Below are 15,871 nucleotides of genomic sequence, written 5' to 3' on the forward strand. Positions count from 1 at the left end.
AAAAAGGGATGCTTCAGCATCCCTTTTCAGTCAGTAACCCGTGGTTATTTTTTCATGACCCGCAGCAGGCGGACAGCGTTGGCGGTCACCAGCGCGGTCGCACCGGAGTCAGCCAGAACCGCAACCCACAGGCCGGTCAGCCCCATCAGGGTGGTGACCAGAAACACCGCTTTCAGACCCAGCGCGATAGTAATGTTCTCGCGGATGATCTTACGGGTGGCCCGTGACAGCGTGATCACTTCGGCAATACCGCTCAGGCGGTTGTGAGTCAGTGCAGCATCGGCAGTTTCCAGTGCCACATCGGTCCCGCTGCCCATGGCAACCCCGATACTGGCAGCTTTCATTGCCGGGGCATCATTGATACCGTCGCCGACCATCATGGTGTGATGCTCATTATTCAGCGCCATCACCGCTTTGACTTTATCTTCCGGCATCAGTCCGGCACGGAAATCCATGCCGATGGTGCCGGCGATAGCAGCGGCTGCACGCGGGTTATCCCCGGTCAGCATCACGGCGCTGACACCCATCGCTTTCAGCTGGCCGATGGCTTCAATGGCATCACTGCGCAGCGTATCCTGCATGGCGATAAGTCCGGTCAGCTGGTTGCCTGCAACCACAGCAACGACAGTTTTCCCTTCATTTTCCAGTCGTGTGACATCTGCCGCAGCGGCATCGGTCAGCAGGCCGTCAGCCAGTTTACCCGGTGCGCTGACCAGGATGGTCACACCGTTAAGATCCCCGTCAACCCCTTTACCGGCATGGGCTTTGCGATTTTCCGCTTCGGTGATGGTCAGTCCCTGAGCTTCAGTACGCTCCAGAATCGCTTTGGCCAACGGGTGATGTGACCCGCTTTCCACGGCAGAGGCAAAGGTCAGCACATCCGCATCACTGTGGTTATTCAGGGCAACAATATCAGTCACCTGTGGTTTACCCTCTGTCAGCGTACCGGTTTTATCCAGCGCGACAGTGGTCACGGTACCCAGCTGCTCCAGTGCGGCACCGCCTTTGATCAGCGCACCACGGCGGGTGGCGGCGGCCAGCGCGGAGGTGATAGCCGCCGGGGTGGAGATAACCAGCGCACACGGACAACCAATCAGCAGCAGTGTCAGACCACGGTAGATCCACGGATACCATTCCTGGCCCATAAACAGCGGCGGAATGACAATCACCAGAGCAGAGAACAGCATAATCATCGGCGTATAGTAACGGCTGAAGCGGTCGATAAAGCGCTCGATTGGCGCACGGCGCTCTTCCGCTTCCTCAATCAGTGTCAGAATACGGTCGATGGCGTTCTGACCCTGTTCGGAGACCACTTTCATCTGTACTGCGCGATCCACTGACAGCGAACCGGCAGCGACTTTTTCACCCTGTGCCCGCTCAACCGGTACGGATTCTCCGGTCAGAGCGCTTTCGTCAAAGCTCGCAAACTCACTGAGCAGCTCAGCATCTGTCGGCAGGCGTCCGCCCGGTGCGATTTCAATAATGTCGCCGGGACGCAGTTGTGCAACCGGTACGGACACTTTCTGTCCGTCCTTAATCACCACAGCATCTTCCGGTACCAGTGCCATCAGCGCGCTGACACCCCGCCGTGCGCGGCCTGCCGCATAGGATTCCAGCATTTCGCCCAGCAGGAACAGCAGGATAACCATGGCTGCTTCTTCAGTGGCACCGATAATAATCGCGCCGACAGCCGCGACCGTCATCAGTGTTTCAATCGCAAACGGAGTACCGGAGCGGATAAGACGCAGCGAGCTTTTGGCGATCGGGAACAGCCCGATCAGCGTTGAAGCGATAAAGGCGTATTTACCCAGCACCGGATTTACAAACTCCAGCGCATAGCTGAGGGCAATCAGCACCGCCAGAATCAGCATCGGCGTTGCCTGTTTCAGCAGGCCCTGCTCTTCTTTTTTCTTCGGTGCGGCACTGCCGCCGTTCAGATCCCAGAGGACAAATCCGGCCTGCTGCACGGCACTGGTCACATCCGCGCGGACATCTCCGGCAGCATCCACCACCAGTTTTTCGGTGGCAAACATCACTTTTGCCTGGGTGACCGCCGCAATTTTCAGAACGGCAGTTTCAATCTTGCGCGCACAGCTCGGGCAGTCCATCCCTTCCACCTGCCAGTTGTAACGCTGGCTGCCGCTTAATTCAGGCGGCGCGGTATCATCGGTGGCGGCGTGATCGTCTGAACAGCAACTGCCGCGTGCGTGTTCATGGTCGTGTTCAGAATGCGCATGATCGTGCGGGGCATGACCATGCGCACGGGACTCATCGTCGTCGTGTTCCGGATGTTCATGCTCACTGTGATCGTGTGCGGTATGGTCGTGTGGCTGATGAGCCTGTGACTCACTTTTTCCGCCGGTGGTGCAGGCAGATTTGCTGCCGCAGCAGCTGCTGTTGTGAGTATGCTCATGAAGTTCTTTGTCCGGGTGCATAAACACCTCCCTGTTCAACGGTGAGTTGATGTTAATTTTTCTCATTAACAGGAAGTGTACACATTGGAGTCTACTCCAGAGTCAACAACAGGGGCGCATAATTATTGGCAAATTGTGCGCTCCTGTTGTCAGAAGCAGAATTACATCAGCGTGATAGCGCGGACAATCAGGAAATGCCCGAGGAAATAGAAGGTGGAATAGACCGCTTTGGCCAGTTTAAAGGTAAACAGGAAGCGGTTGATCAGCCAGAGGATCAGGTTCAGCACCAGACAGAATGCCCCGATCATCAGGGAGAAGTTATAATCGGTCCCCAGCCCGAAGAACTGCTCTCCGGCAAGCCAGCCCATCACCAGCGCACTGAGCAGCGCGGTCAGCACCGGTACTTTATGATCGCCGAGTTTGTACCAGAGCAGCGCAAGTACCGCGATGGCAATCACCGGCACGGCAATCATCAGCGGAATATAGAAGGTGAAATTATTGAGCAGGGCGAAGCTCAGGGCATAGAGCAGATAAAACACGGCACTGGTATACAGCGACAGGTCTATTTTATTATCAGCAACCAGGCGGATGGTATCGGAGACAATGGCCACTAACAGCCCGACACACACCAGATATCCGGAGATATCCAGCCCGTAATCCCCGCTCCACGCCCACAGCAGCAACAGCAGCAGGGTGACGGGACGGAAAACCCAGCGCTGCCAGTTTGGTCCCCGGTAGGCGGCGTCGATATAGAGCCAGCCGGAAAAAAGTACAGCAATAAATGGCCAATTCATAGGGTGTCCTTGAGGTATGTTGATGGCGATTAACACCTGAATATTTGATAATATCCCGTATTTACAGAACACGATCAACCAGATTGCAGGAAAACAACCATACTCATGAACAAATTCGGTTTGTTAGGTTTTATTGTCGCCGCGTTGATTATTATCCTGGCGACCCGCCGCTTCTTTGAACAGCGCAAACAAAATGAGATAAATGACCACTCTGCGGTGGCAACATATCAGGTCACAGTGACGGAGAAAAAGGATTATCCGTATCCGAATATGCGCTCCCGTGAGCGGGATGTGGTTTTCCCGGAAACCTTCCGTTATGAGGTGCATTTCACGCCGCTGTCGGGGAAAACCATTGTGGTGTACATCAAAGAGGATGAGTATAAGGAGATTGCCCTGCATTCACGGGGAACGCTGTCAATGCAGGGGACGCGGTTTATCCGTTATGAGCCGCTGCGCTGATCAGGGTTTATCCTGATCTTTCAGTTCTGCCTGCTGGCGGCGCAGCAGGGCGAGCAGTTCAAACACACCGAATAAAAAGACACGCACTTTACCGGCGGCTGACAGTTTCTTATCCTGCGGCTGACCGGCATTGAACAGCGACATCAGCAGCCCGTGCATCACCACCATAAAAAAGGTGGCGATATGCATAAAGATATTCAGCGGTTTCGGGAACGGATGCACCAGGCTGAAAATCAGAAAACCCCAGACGGCCAGCATCAGTATGCGGCCAATATTAATCAGGAACATACGGACTCCTGTTCAGTCGTCTGCGTCTGACGCAGATAAAGACGATACGCAACCTGGCCGGCCACCTTCTCCCGGTGGCACACCCAGTTACCCGGAACAACCAGTGTGTCTGATTCCGCCTCGGCTTCAATGTAGATCATTGCCTCCGGGCTGAGCCAGTTATTCTGCTCCAGTAAATCAACGGTTTCCTGAAGCAGCCCTTTACGGAACGGCGGGTCGAGAAACACCACATCAAACGGCGTTCCCGGCTGCGCCAGAAACTGCAGGGCGCTCTGATTAACGACAGTGGCCTGTTCACATTTGAGCAGACGGGCATTGGCGCTGATCTGAGCCGCTACGGCGCGGTTGAGTTCTGTAAATGTCACGGCGGAGGCATAGCGGGAAAGTGCCTCAAAACCGAGTGCGCCGCTGCCTGCGAACGCATCAAGACAGCGCGCGCCGTTAATCACCGGCATCAGCCAGTTAAACAGGGTTTCGCGCACGCGATCAGTGGTCGGGCGCAGGCCGTCATGTGTCAGAACCGGCAGTTTACGTCCGCGCCAGAGACCGGCGATAATGCGGATCTGCCCTTGTGGTGCGGTTTGAGCTTTTTTAACCATAACCTTCGTAACTTATTAATTCTGAAATTATTAATTCAGAAATATGAATAACAGACAGGAAAACAGCGGAATATTATACGCAGGTTTTGTAAAAATTCGTTTAAATTTAATATGAAATTACGGAAAGCCGATGCGCAACCATCCTGTGAAATGATAGACTGCGTCTGATTTGCAATTAATAATGATAAAGACGCCATATCTGCTCAGGATTTTCCGGACATACCGTGCCGGAAGGTGACGGGTGGCAGTATGCAAGGAGTATAGTGGCTGTGGCAAAAGAGAAGAAAAAAGGTTTTTTTTCCTGGCTGGGTTTTGGCCGTAAAGAAGATGAACAGGCGCAGCAGGAACAGGCGGCTCAGGAAGAACAGGCGCGTTTAGCCGAAGAACAGGCTCGTCGTGATGAAGAAGCGGCTGAGCAGGCACGTCTGGCAGAAGAACAGGCCCGTCGTGATGAAGAAGCGGCTGAGCAGGCACGTCTGGCAGAAGAGCAGGCCCGCCGTGATGCGGAAGCGGCTGAACAGGCACGTCTGGCAGAAGAGCAGGCCCGCCGTGATGCAGAGGCGGCTGAACAGGCACGTTTAGCCGAAGAACAGGCCCGTCGTGATGCGGAAGCTGCGGAACAGCAGCGCTTTGCACAGGAGCAGGCGCGTCGCAATGCTGAAATCACCGAACAGCAGCGTCTGGCAGAAGAAAAACGTCTGGCGGAAGAACAGGCGGCTGAGCAGCAGCGTGCGGAAGAAGAACAGCGCCGTCTGAAAGAGCAGGCACTGCGTGATGCGGAAGCAGCTAAACAGCAGCGTCTGGCAGAAGAAAAACGTCAGGCGGAAGCGCAGGCTGCAGAGCAGCAGCGCGCAGAAGAAGAACTGCGTCAGCAGAAAGAGCAGGCACTGCGCGATGCGGAGACCGCGAAACAGCAGCGTATCGCGGAAGAAAAACGTCTGGCCGAAGAACAGGCCGCAGAGCAGCAGCGCGCGGAAGAAGAACAGCGCCGCGCGCAGGAGCAGGCACTGCGTGATGCGGAAGCGGCAAAACAGCAGCGTATCGCCGAAGATAAACGCCGTGCGGAAGAACAGGCTGCAGAGCAACAGCGTTTAGCGGAAGAACAGAAACAGCGTGACGCCGAAGCGGCTGAACAGGCGCGTCTGGCGGAAGAGCAGCGCCTTGCGCAAGAGGAAGAAGCCCGCCGTCTCGCGGAAGCCGAAGCGGAAGCACAGGACGCGGCACTGGTTGAAAATAAATCGCCTGCCCCGGCGGACACGCAGGAAAGACCGGCAAAAGAAGGGTTCTTTGCCCGGCTGAAACGCAGCCTGGTACGCACCCGTGAGAATATCGGTTCCGGTTTCTTCGGGATCTTCCGTGGTAAAAAGATCGATGACGATCTGTTTGAAGAACTGGAAGAACAATTGCTGGTGGCGGATGTCGGTGTGGAAACCACCCGCAAAATCATCACCAGTCTGACTCAGCATGCCAGCCGCCGTGATCTGAAAGATGCGGAAGCCTTATTCGTTAAACTGCGCGAAGAAATGGGCGAAATCCTGGCAACAGTCGATAAGCCGCTGGAAATTGAAGATAAAAAGCCGTATGTGATCCTGATGGTCGGCGTCAACGGCGTCGGTAAAACCACCACTATCGGTAAAATGGCGCGTCAGTATCAGGCTCAGGGTAAATCTGTCATGCTGGCCGCCGGAGATACCTTCCGTGCAGCTGCGGTGGAACAGCTTCAGGTCTGGGGCGAGCGCAACAATATCCCGGTCGTGGCACAGCACACCGGCGCGGATCCGGCTTCGGTGATTTTTGATGCCATCCAGTCCGCCAAAGCCAAAGGAGTGGATGTGCTGATTGCGGACACCGCAGGGCGTCTGCAGAATAAAGCGCACCTGATGGAAGAACTCAAGAAAATCGTGCGGGTGATGAAGAAACTTGATGAAGATGCCCCGCATGAGATTATGCTGACCTTAGATGCCAGCACCGGACAGAACGCTGTCAGCCAGGCGCGTCTCTTTAATGAAGCGGTCGGTCTGACCGGGCTGACTCTGACCAAACTTGACGGAACGGCGAAAGGCGGTGTGATCTTTGCCATCGCAGACCAGTTCGGTATTCCTATCCGGTATATCGGGGTGGGTGAAGGTATTGAAGATCTGCGTCCTTTCAAAGCCGGTGATTTTATTGAGGCACTTTTTGCCCGGGAGGATTAATCATCCATGATTCGCTTTGAACACGTCAGTAAAGCCTATTTAGGCGGTCGTCAGGCACTCCAGGGGGTGGATTTTCATATCCGCCCGGCGGAGATGGTCTTCCTGACCGGCCATTCCGGCGCAGGGAAGAGTACCCTGCTGAAACTGATTTGTGGGATTGAGCGACCCAGTGACGGCACCATTTTATTTGACGGCCACAACATCAGCCGTCTGAAAAATCGTGAAGTGCCTTTCCTGCGCCGCCAAATCGGCATGATTTTTCAGGATCACCATCTGCTGCTGGATCGCACGGTATATGACAATGTGGCGATGCCGCTGATCATTGCCGGTGCCAGCCCGGAAGATATCCGCCGCCGCGTCAGTGCCGCGCTGGATAAAGTCGGCCTGCTGGATAAGGCCCGTAACTTCCCGGTACAGCTCTCCGGCGGTGAACAGCAGCGTGTGGGCATTGCCCGTGCGGTGGTGAACAAACCGATGGTGCTGCTGGCGGATGAACCGACCGGTAACCTTGACAGTGAGCTGTCTGAAGGCATTTTACGGCTGTTTGAAGAGTTTAACCGTGTGGGTGTCACCGTTCTGATGGCAACACACGATATCATGCTGATTGAACGGCGCAATTACCGCGTGCTGACGCTGAGTCAGGGACGCATGGCGGGAGGTCATCATGGCTAAACAACCGCGTAAACCGGTAAAAAAAATGCCGTCCAAAGCCAAAGCCCTGAAAGGCGGCTGGCGGGAACAGTGGCGGCATGCGTGGGTAAACACGCTGGGCGATATGCTGCGCCAGCCGCTGTCAACACTGCTGACAGTGATGGTGATTGCGATTTCCCTGACGCTGCCGAGTGTCTTTTATATCGTCTGGAAAAACGTCAGCCATGCGGCGGAACAGTGGTATCCGACCCCGCAGCTGACGGTTTATCTGGATAAAGGTCTGGATGAACAGGGCGGGCAGAAACTGGCGGACGAGCTGAAAGCGCTCGACGGCGTGGAGAGTGTCAATTATCTCTCCCGCGACCAGGCGATAACGGAGTTCCGTGCCTGGTCCGGCTTCAGTACCGCGCTGGATATGCTGGAAGAAAACCCGCTTCCGGCGGTGGCTATCGTCACCCCGAAAGTGGATATGCAGAGCAGCGACACCCTCTCCACCCTGCGTGATCGCGTTACGGCACTGTCCGGGATTGATGAGGTGCGGATGGATGACAGCTGGTTTGCCCGGCTGGCGGCACTGACCGGCCTGGTGGGGCAGATTGCCTCGCTGATTGGTGTGCTGATGGTTGTGGCGCTGTTCCTGGTGATCGGCAACAGTGTGCGGCTCAATATTTTCAGCCGCCGCGAAACCATCAATGTGATGAAACTGATCGGCGCGACAGACGGTTTTATTCTGCGTCCGTTCCTCAACGGCGGTATGCTGCTCGGGGCATTCGGCGCAATACTGTCACTGGTGTTATCCTCTCTTCTGGTCTGGAAACTGGGTGATGTTGTGACCGATGTGTCCAAAATTTTCGGCACCACATTTGCACTGACCGGCCTGGACTGGGACGAAGCACTGCTGATTGTGCTGGTGTCCGGTATGATTGGCTGGGTTGCCGCCTGGCTGGCAACGGTCCGCCATTTACGGAATTTTATGCCGCAGTAACTGTCTCATTACCCGGCGGGCATTATCCCGCCGGGTATCCCGCATCACCGGTTTACATTCAACCAAATGACAACGCCGGCACTAAGTGATAGGCGTAACTCTGTCCTGTGTTGTACACTATTCATCATTACCGTCTGCCGACGTCATTTTTATTTGTACTGAGGACTGAATGACTAAAGATACGCAATTCCCTGTTTTAGTTCCGCAAGGGAGCATTGAGGCCTATATCCGGGCAGCTAACCAGTATCCGATGCTGACAGCCGAAGAAGAAAAAGAGCTGGCTGAGCGTCTGTATTATGACGGCGACCTTGAGGCCGCGAAAAAACTTATCATGTCGCATCTGCGGTTTGTTATCCATGTCGCCCGCAGTTATTCAGGTTATGGCCTGCCTCAGGCGGATCTTATCCAGGAAGGCAACATCGGGCTGATGAAAGCCGTGCGCCGCTTTAACCCGGAAATGGGTGTGCGCCTGGTGTCGTTTGCGGTTCACTGGATCAAAGCTGAAATTCATGAGTATGTGCTGCGTAACTGGCGCATCGTTAAAATCGCCACCACTAAAGCACAGCGCAAACTGTTCTTTAATCTGCGCAAATCCAAAAAACGCCTCGGCTGGTTTAACCAGGACGAAGTGGAAATGGTGGCGAAAGAGCTGGGGGTGACCAGCAAAGATGTGCTGGAGATGGAATCCCGTATGGCGGCGCAGGACATGGCATTTGATATGTCCGATGACGACGACGGTGATCACCCTGTGGTGGCACCGGCACTGTTCCTGGAAGATAAATCCTCTGATTTTGCTGATGAAATTGAGGAAGATAACTGGGACAACCACGCCACGGACAAACTCACCCTGGCGATTGATTCACTGGATGAGCGCAGCCGTGACATTATCCGTGCCCGCTGGCTGGATGATGACAGCAAAACTACCCTCCAGGAACTGGCGGATAAATACGGCGTTTCCGCAGAGCGCGTTCGTCAGCTGGAAAAAAATGCCATGAAAAAACTGCGCGAGGCGATTGAGGGCTGATAACAATGCTCCCGTTTCCGCCGCAATCTGTTATGGTAGCCATAGTATTTTCTGATAATCACTGACGGGGATATTATGGCTTTTTCGTCTGAAGACAAGGCAGTGTTACTGGCGGTAAAGGGCGTGGGTGCGAAAGTTATCGAACGCCTTGAGCAGATGGGTTTTTCTGACCTTAACCAGCTTGCCGCGGCAGATGCCCAATCTCTGCTGGGTGCCGGTGCGGCACTTACCGGCTCTACCTGCTGGCGCAACAGTCCGCTGGCCAGAAAAGCCATTGAGTCTGCCATTGCGGCAGCACGCCAGGCACAGAATCTGTCCTGATATGACACCGGTTCAGCTCGATCAGCGTACCGCCCGGCTGATTGTTCAGCGGGCGATGCAAATCCTCAGTTACTCCGTGAATGTGATGAATGCACAGGGAGTGATTATTGCGTCCGGTGACCCGCAGCGGGTCAATCAGCGTCATGAAGGCGCGGTGCTGGCGCTGACGGAAAACCGGATTGTGGAAATTGATGAAGCCACCGCGGCCACGCTGAAAGGGGTGAAACCGGGCATTAATCTGCCGGTGATTTTCCGCGACACCATGGTGGGTGTGGTCGGGATTTCCGGCAGACCGGATGAAGTGCGCAACTACGCCGAGCTGGTGCGCATGGCAGCGGAACTGGTGCTGGAACAGGCCGATTTGCTGGAGAAATCCCAGTGGGATCGCCGTTACCGCGATGAGCTGGTCAGCCAGCTGATAAGCCCGGAGCAGCAGCCGCAGTCGGTAAAGTCGATCGCTGCCTATCTCGGGATCTCCCCCGATAAACCCCGCATAGCCCTGATCCTCGCACTGCCTGCGCCGGATCATGAGCGGTTTCACCGTCTGGTGGACTATATTGATAATCTTAAAATGGATCTGCTGGTCAGTATCCGGGGAATAAATTCTCTCGTGGTGCTGAAACCGGTGGCCTGTGATGCGGATTTTCAGCCTGTCTCTCCGGTGCAGAAGCAGTTACAGGCACTGCGCCGGCAGCTGCCGGATCTGCTGATGTATGTCGGTGGTTTCTTTTACGGACACAATGGTCTGCACCGCTCCTGGCAGAGTGCCTGCGCTGTGCAGCAACTGGGGCAGACCCCGGCGTACAGCCGCCAGAAAACCATTTTTTATGATGAAGTCAAATTACCCGCGCTGTTACAGGGATTTCAGGAGAGCTGGCAGGCCGCTGAACTGGCCTCCGCCTGGCAGAAACTGAAAGCGGCGGACAGCCGCCGTGTGTTGTGTCATACCCTGAAGACCTATTTTGATCAGAATTGTGATCTGTCTCAAACCACAAAAACGCTGCATATTCACACAAATACCCTCCGTTACCGCCTTCAGCGTGTTGAATCGATTACTGGCTTAAATATCAATAGATTGGAATCAATGATTCAGCTTTATTTTGGTATGCTGACCGATCTGTAATTTGTGCATTTGTACAAAATACGCGGTTTCAGCCCGTTCTTTTTTGTCGGAACCTCTCAAGCTTAACCTGATAGCTGTCGCCATAATGCATCCTGTTCTGTCCGAATAATCATAACTACAGCAGGAGTCTGCACATGGTGACTGTTTCAGCTTTGGGCGCAATGGTTGCGCTGGTCGTGGCGATAGGGTTAATACTGAAAAAAGTACCGCCGGTATACGGGATGATGGCGGGGGCGCTGGCCGGAGGATTGGTCGGCGGTGCGGATCTGGTGCAGACGGTGACACTGATGGTCACCGGTGCTCAGGGGATCACCAACGCGGTACTGCGTATTCTGGCAGCGGGTGTGCTGGCCGGGGTACTGATTGAATCCGGTGCGGCGAATACCATTGCGGAAACCATTGTCCGCAAAGTGGGTGAAAAGCGGGCGCTGCTGGCGCTGGCGGTGGCAACCCTGTTACTGACAGCGGTCGGTGTGTTTATCGACGTGGCAGTTATTACAGTTTCACCGATTGCGCTGGCGATTGCGCACCGCGCGGACTTGTCCAAAATGGCAATTCTGCTGGCGATGATCGGTGGCGGTAAAGCGGGTAACGTGATGTCTCCGAACCCGAATACTATTGCGGCGGCGGATAACTTTAACGTGCCGCTGACCTCACTGATGGCGGCGGGGATTATCCCGGGCATTTTCGGGCTGATCGTGGCGTATTTTCTGGCGAAGCGTCTGGTTCACCGTGGTTCAAAAGTCACGCAGGAAGAGCTGATTGCGGCGCATCATGATGGTAAGTTACCGGGATTCTGGGCGGCAATGAGTGCCCCGCTGGTAGCGATTTTCCTGCTGTCACTGCGTCCGGTGGCCGGTATCAGCATTGACCCGCTGATCGCGCTGCCGGTCGGCGGCCTGGCCGGTGCGCTGATTATGGGGCGTATCCGTCAGTCCAATCACTTTATTACCTCCGGACTGAGCCGGATGGCACCGGTGGCGATTATGCTGCTGGGAACCGGAACCCTGGCGGGAATTATCGCCAACTCCGGTCTGAAAGATGTGTTAATTAACGGCCTGACGGCGTCCGGCCTGCCATCCTATCTGCTGGCACCGATTTCCGGGGCACTGATGTCCATGGCAACCGCGTCCACCACAGCGGGTACGGCGGTGGCATCTGCGGTATTCAGCTCAACGCTGCTTGATCTGGGCGTGAGTGCGCTGGCCGGGGCGGCAATGATCCACGCCGGTGCGGTGGTGCTCGATCAGATGCCGCACGGCAGCTTCTTCCATGCAACCGGCGGCAGTGTCAATATGCAGGTTCATGAGCGTCTGAAATTACTGCCTTACGAAACGATGGTGGGTCTGGTGATTGCGATTGTATCCACTCTGATTTTTGGTGTCTTCGGGTTTGGCGGGTAAAAGGAATTAAGTATGAAAATAGTGATTGCTCCGGATTCATTTAAAGAGAGTCTGACCGCCCTTCAGGTCGCCGATGCGGTGGAAGCGGGATTCAGAACCATTTTCCCTGATGCGCAGTACATCAAACTGCCGATGGCGGATGGCGGCGAGGGCACAGTTGTCTCTATTATTGAAGCCACACAGGGAACACTGAAAGAAACCGAAGTCACGGCTCCGCTGGGGAATAAAGTGACCGGGTTTTACGGGCTGTCCGGAGACGGTAAAACCGCCATTATTGAGATGGCCGCAGCTTCCGGGTTACATCTGGTGCCGCCTGCACAGCGCGATCCGCGTGTGACCACGACGTTCGGTACCGGGGAGCTTATCCTCGCGGCGCTGGATGACGGCGCGGAAAAAATTATCCTCGGGATCGGCGGCAGTGCCACTAATGACGGTGGTGCCGGTATGATGCAGGCACTGGGGGTGGTATTCCGTGATGAACAGGGGAATTCACTGCCGTTCGGCGGCAGTGCGCTGGCAGAACTGGCTTCCGTGGATTTATCCGGACTGGATCTGCGTCTGGCGAAGACAGAGTTTGTGGTGGCCTGTGATGTGAATAATCCGCTGTGCGGACCGAAAGGGGCATCTGCCACCTTCGGGCCGCAGAAAGGTGCAACACCGGCGATAGTCAGCGAGCTGGATGCGGCGCTGCGTCACTACGGGGAGGTTATTGAATCCCTGACCGGTAAGTCACTGAGTGATGTCGCCGGTGCCGGAGCGGCAGGCGGTATGGGCGTTCCGCTGATGGCATGGCTTGATGCCCGGATGCAGCCGGGAATTGAGATGGTGATCGAAACACTGGATCTGAACTCGGTGGTCAAAGATGCTGATCTGGTGATCACCGGGGAAGGACGGATGGACAGCCAGACGATTCAGGGAAAAACCCCGGCGGGTGTGGCGAAAGCTGCAAAAGCGCGGGGAATCCCGGTGATTGCGCTGGCAGGCGGGATGAGTGACGACTATGCCGTCGTGCATGAGCACGGCATTGATGCCGTGTTCTCCGTGATCCCGCGGATTTGCTCTCTGGATGAGGCATTGGCACAGGCGGCGGTTAATATTGAAGTAGCCGCCCGCAATATCGCTGCGGTACTGGCGATGAAAATAGTATAAAAAAGAAAACGACTGAGAAATAACAGCCGGGGCACCGCCCCGGCTTTTTTATCAGTAATATTCGTAACGGGATTCCAGCGTGATCCCGCTGCTCTGAATGGCGGCGGATCCTTCTAACTGAATAGCCTTGATCATGGTCTGTAATTCACAGTTTCCGTACGGATCCCATTTATAGCAGGTGTAGGCATAGGCGCTTTTTCCCCAGAATGTCGGCAGTTTTTGTGTGACGCTGACGACCTGATTCTGTTCGTTATAGGTATATTCCTGCGTCATCACATTCGGCTGTTCAATATCAGTCAGCAGCCCGTCAGCGTCATAATGATAAACCGTCACCCGTGTTTCACCGTTCTCTGTCTCTTTCTCCGAAACCAGGCGGTTATTCTGATAGCGGTAGCGGGTTTCTGACTGCCAGGATTGGTTGTCCGGTATTGTTTTATAGGATTCTGTCAGGCTGACGATCCGGTTTTCCGCATTGCGGGTGTATTGCTGATCAATCTGTGTGCTCAGTACAGTGTCACCCGGGAGCACGTTACTGACAGTTATAGATGCCTGATCCGGTTTTTCCGGCACGATCTGCGTGGTTTGCGTAATCGGCACCTGACCTTCTTCTATCGCCATTTCCCGGTATTCATAATCATATTGTGTCAGATCGCTGCACGGACCGAAGTGCAGTTTTTCTTTCACCCACAGGATAAGCCCCATCGAGCGGTAAGACGTGATAGTGATTGATTTTACCGGCCCGTAATATTTCGCGCCGGTAATAATAAATGTATTTTGCCGGTTAATATCCTGTGCCGCATCATCACAGCTGCCGGGGGGGGCGGCCACAGCGGTCAGCGGCAGCGCAAAAGTGAGCAGGAGCATGCCCGTTAGTTTATTCATGTCGCGGACCATTCCATCAGTCATAGTGAACAGAAAACCCGGATCCGGATAAATCAATCAGTAAACTGAATCAGATCCCGGGTTATTACGTCGCCGGATGAATCTAATAACAAAGAGAGATAATTGCTATCGGAATAGTGGGGAAAACTATTTTTCCGGTGATGAATTTCCGCATTAAGTTATCCTTAACGAATCATTAACCAGTTTATAACACTGTTTTTTGCCGAAAAAACACCCGATCTTAACCGGATATTATCCTGTTAATGATGCAATAATCTCCTTTTCTGATTTGCTTTTCAGAATAAAAATCCTGTTTAATGAACTGAAAATAAAGCATTAATTAATGTAATGCGACTCATTATAACGGAACTTAAAAAAATACCGCACATGCTGACCGTCCGGTCACTGCAAAGCTAACCGATGGGGATGTTCTGATGAAAAAAACAATGAAAATGGCAATCATTGCCGGGGCTGTATCCTGTGCATTAAGTGCAGCGGCGTATGCTGAAGATATTAAAGTCGCGGTGGTGGGCGCAATGTCCGGACCGGTCGCACAATACGGTGATATGGAGTTTACCGGTGCCCGCCAGGCGATTGAGGACATCAATGCCAAAGGCGGGATTAACGGCAATAAACTGGTGATCACCGAATACGATGACGCCTGTGACCCGAAACAGGCGGTGGCGGTTGCCAACAAAGTGATTAATGACGGCATGCGTTATGTGATCGGGCACCTCTGCTCCTCCTCCACACAACCTGCGTCAGATATTTATGAGGACGAAGGGATCCTGATGATCACCCCGGCTGCAACCAATGCGGATTTAACCACGCGCGGTTACAGCCTGATCATGCGCACCACCGGCCTGGATTCTGACCAGGGCCCGACCGCCGCAAAATATATTCTCGAAAAAGTGAAACCGCAGCGCATTGCCGTGGTGCATGACAAACAGCAGTACGGTGAAGGCCTGGCGCGTTCCGTGAAAGACAATCTGAACAAAGCCGGGGTGAAAGAAGTGCTGTTTGAAGGGGTCACGGCGGGTGATAAGGATTTCTCCGCGCTGGTCGCGCGTCTGAAGAAAGAGAATGTGGATTTTGTCTATTTCGGCGGTTACTACCCGGAAATGGGACAGATTTTACGCCAGGCAAAACAGGCGGGGCTGAATATCCGCTTTATGGGACCGGAAGGCGTGGGTAACTCCTCACTCTCCAACATTGCCGGTGACGCATCTGAAGGCATGCTGGTGACGCTGCCGAAACGCTATGACCAGGTTCCGGCCAACAAACCGGTGGTGGATGCGCTGGCAGCGAAAAAACTGGATGCGACCGGGCCGTTCGTCTGGACAACCTATGCGGCATTACAGTCTCTGACCACCGCTATGCAGCGCAGTGGCAGCATGGAGCCGGCGGATCTGGCGGCTGACCTGAAAGGTAAGCCGGTTGACACCGTGATGGGCGAACTGAGCTGGACACCAAACGGGGATCTGAAAGGTTTCGAGTTCGGCGTATTTGAATGGCACAAAGACGGAACCTCATCACCGCTGAACTGATCCGCAGCGGTGACTGATGCGGGCAGTGTGTTTCAGG

At 54.4% G+C, this 15,871-nt stretch carries 15 protein-coding genes; 10 read left to right on the top strand and 5 right to left on the bottom strand.

Features of this window, described 5'->3' with window-relative positions:
* Positions 1-44: 44 nt before the first annotated feature.
* Together AB7038_RS04725 and AB7038_RS04730 are read right to left on the bottom strand one after the other, a co-directional pair.
* Positions 45-2,435 carry a zinc/cadmium/mercury/lead-transporting ATPase gene (locus AB7038_RS04725; protein ID WP_369452852.1) on the bottom strand — a complete coding sequence of 797 codons (2,391 nt, stop codon included), beginning with the start codon at positions 2,433-2,435 and terminating at the stop codon, positions 45-47.
* A gap of 140 nt (positions 2,436-2,575) precedes the next feature.
* Positions 2,576-3,208 carry a lysoplasmalogenase gene (locus tag AB7038_RS04730; RefSeq protein ID WP_004236242.1) on the bottom strand — a complete coding sequence of 211 codons (633 nt, stop codon included), beginning with the start codon at positions 3,206-3,208 and terminating at the stop codon, positions 2,576-2,578.
* Between the two features lie 105 nt (positions 3,209-3,313).
* Here AB7038_RS04730 and AB7038_RS04735 point away from each other — a divergent pair, with 105 nt between their 5' ends.
* A complete protein-coding gene (locus AB7038_RS04735) occupies positions 3,314-3,667 on the top strand; it encodes a DUF2500 domain-containing protein (RefSeq protein WP_024474476.1) in 354 nt (117 codons plus the stop codon).
* Here AB7038_RS04735 and AB7038_RS04740 read toward each other — a convergent pair whose 3' ends face one another.
* A complete protein-coding gene (locus AB7038_RS04740) occupies positions 3,668-3,955 on the bottom strand; it encodes a DUF1145 family protein (RefSeq protein WP_072869200.1) in 288 nt (95 codons plus the stop codon).
* On the bottom strand, positions 3,946-4,554 hold the full coding sequence (rsmD, locus tag AB7038_RS04745) for a 16S rRNA (guanine(966)-N(2))-methyltransferase (RefSeq protein WP_004236246.1): 609 nt from the start codon (positions 4,552-4,554) through the stop codon (positions 3,946-3,948). Before rsmD ends, AB7038_RS04740 begins: the two co-directional genes overlap by 10 nt.
* A 269-nt stretch (positions 4,555-4,823) precedes the next feature.
* Between rsmD and ftsY the strand changes: the two genes are divergently transcribed.
* The 8 genes from ftsY (at position 4,824) to AB7038_RS04785 (ending at position 13,405) form a co-directional block, all read left to right on the top strand.
* On the top strand, positions 4,824-6,749 hold the full coding sequence (gene ftsY / locus AB7038_RS04750) for a signal recognition particle-docking protein FtsY (protein ID WP_369452942.1): 1,926 nt from the start codon (positions 4,824-4,826) through the stop codon (positions 6,747-6,749).
* A gap of 6 nt (positions 6,750-6,755) precedes the next feature.
* Positions 6,756-7,421, top strand: a complete 666-nt coding sequence (gene ftsE, locus AB7038_RS04755; protein ID WP_004236250.1) for a cell division ATP-binding protein FtsE — start codon at positions 6,756-6,758, stop codon at positions 7,419-7,421.
* Complete coding sequence (ftsX, locus tag AB7038_RS04760) at positions 7,414-8,385, top strand: permease-like cell division protein FtsX (protein WP_108656167.1); 972 nt, start codon at positions 7,414-7,416, stop codon at positions 8,383-8,385. Before ftsE ends, ftsX begins: the two co-directional genes overlap by 8 nt.
* A gap of 169 nt (positions 8,386-8,554) precedes the next feature.
* Entirely contained in the window at positions 8,555-9,409 is an 855-nt protein-coding gene (gene rpoH / locus AB7038_RS04765) for an RNA polymerase sigma factor RpoH (protein ID WP_004236252.1), read from the top strand.
* Between the two features lie 75 nt (positions 9,410-9,484).
* Positions 9,485-9,730: a helix-hairpin-helix domain-containing protein gene (locus tag AB7038_RS04770; RefSeq protein WP_368889457.1), complete on the top strand. Its 246-nt coding sequence runs from the start codon at positions 9,485-9,487 to the stop codon at positions 9,728-9,730.
* A gap of 1 nt (position 9,731) precedes the next feature.
* On the top strand, positions 9,732-10,853 hold the full coding sequence (locus tag AB7038_RS04775) for a sugar diacid recognition domain-containing protein (protein ID WP_368889456.1): 1,122 nt from the start codon (positions 9,732-9,734) through the stop codon (positions 10,851-10,853).
* A gap of 134 nt (positions 10,854-10,987) precedes the next feature.
* Positions 10,988-12,256 (top strand): GntP family permease, encoded by a 1,269-nt coding sequence (locus tag AB7038_RS04780; RefSeq protein ID WP_108656170.1) that lies wholly within the window; start codon positions 10,988-10,990, stop codon positions 12,254-12,256.
* 12 nt (positions 12,257-12,268) lie between these two features.
* Positions 12,269-13,405, top strand: coding sequence for a glycerate kinase (locus AB7038_RS04785; RefSeq protein ID WP_368889455.1), 1,137 nt, complete (start codon positions 12,269-12,271; stop codon positions 13,403-13,405).
* 51 nt (positions 13,406-13,456) lie between these two features.
* On the opposite strand, the gene AB7038_RS04790 is transcribed toward AB7038_RS04785, so the two are convergent.
* On the bottom strand, positions 13,457-14,287 hold the full coding sequence (locus AB7038_RS04790; protein WP_369452853.1) for a hypothetical protein: 831 nt from the start codon (positions 14,285-14,287) through the stop codon (positions 13,457-13,459).
* A 434-nt stretch (positions 14,288-14,721) separates the two neighbouring features.
* On the opposite strand from AB7038_RS04790, the gene AB7038_RS04795 reads away from it, so the two are divergent.
* On the top strand, positions 14,722-15,834 hold the full coding sequence (locus tag AB7038_RS04795) for a branched-chain amino acid ABC transporter substrate-binding protein (RefSeq protein ID WP_072869212.1): 1,113 nt from the start codon (positions 14,722-14,724) through the stop codon (positions 15,832-15,834).
* The last annotated feature ends 37 nt before the right edge of the window (positions 15,835-15,871 follow it).

Source organism: Morganella morganii (assembly GCF_041099235.1).
Lineage (GTDB): Bacteria > Pseudomonadota > Gammaproteobacteria > Enterobacterales > Enterobacteriaceae > Morganella > Morganella morganii_E.

Bases quoted from the DNA above. Each gene is read 5' to 3' on its own strand.
- AB7038_RS04725 (WP_369452852.1), bottom strand. From the start codon at position 2,435: ATGCACCCGGACAAAGAACTTCATGAGCATACTCACAACAGCAGCTGC.
- AB7038_RS04730 (WP_004236242.1), bottom strand. From the start codon at position 3,208: ATGAATTGGCCATTTATTGCTGTACTTTTTTCCGGCTGGCTCTATATC.
- AB7038_RS04735 (WP_024474476.1), top strand. From the start codon at position 3,314: ATGAACAAATTCGGTTTGTTAGGTTTTATTGTCGCCGCGTTGATTATT.
- AB7038_RS04740 (WP_072869200.1), bottom strand. From the start codon at position 3,955: ATGTTCCTGATTAATATTGGCCGCATACTGATGCTGGCCGTCTGGGGT.
- rsmD (WP_004236246.1), bottom strand. From the start codon at position 4,554: ATGGTTAAAAAAGCTCAAACCGCACCACAAGGGCAGATCCGCATTATC.
- ftsE (WP_004236250.1), top strand. From the start codon at position 6,756: ATGATTCGCTTTGAACACGTCAGTAAAGCCTATTTAGGCGGTCGTCAG.
- ftsX (WP_108656167.1), top strand. From the start codon at position 7,414: ATGGCTAAACAACCGCGTAAACCGGTAAAAAAAATGCCGTCCAAAGCC.
- rpoH (WP_004236252.1), top strand. From the start codon at position 8,555: ATGACTAAAGATACGCAATTCCCTGTTTTAGTTCCGCAAGGGAGCATT.
- AB7038_RS04770 (WP_368889457.1), top strand. From the start codon at position 9,485: ATGGCTTTTTCGTCTGAAGACAAGGCAGTGTTACTGGCGGTAAAGGGC.
- AB7038_RS04775 (WP_368889456.1), top strand. From the start codon at position 9,732: ATGACACCGGTTCAGCTCGATCAGCGTACCGCCCGGCTGATTGTTCAG.
- AB7038_RS04780 (WP_108656170.1), top strand. From the start codon at position 10,988: ATGGTGACTGTTTCAGCTTTGGGCGCAATGGTTGCGCTGGTCGTGGCG.
- AB7038_RS04785 (WP_368889455.1), top strand. From the start codon at position 12,269: ATGAAAATAGTGATTGCTCCGGATTCATTTAAAGAGAGTCTGACCGCC.
- AB7038_RS04790 (WP_369452853.1), bottom strand. From the start codon at position 14,287: ATGAATAAACTAACGGGCATGCTCCTGCTCACTTTTGCGCTGCCGCTG.
- AB7038_RS04795 (WP_072869212.1), top strand. From the start codon at position 14,722: ATGAAAAAAACAATGAAAATGGCAATCATTGCCGGGGCTGTATCCTGT.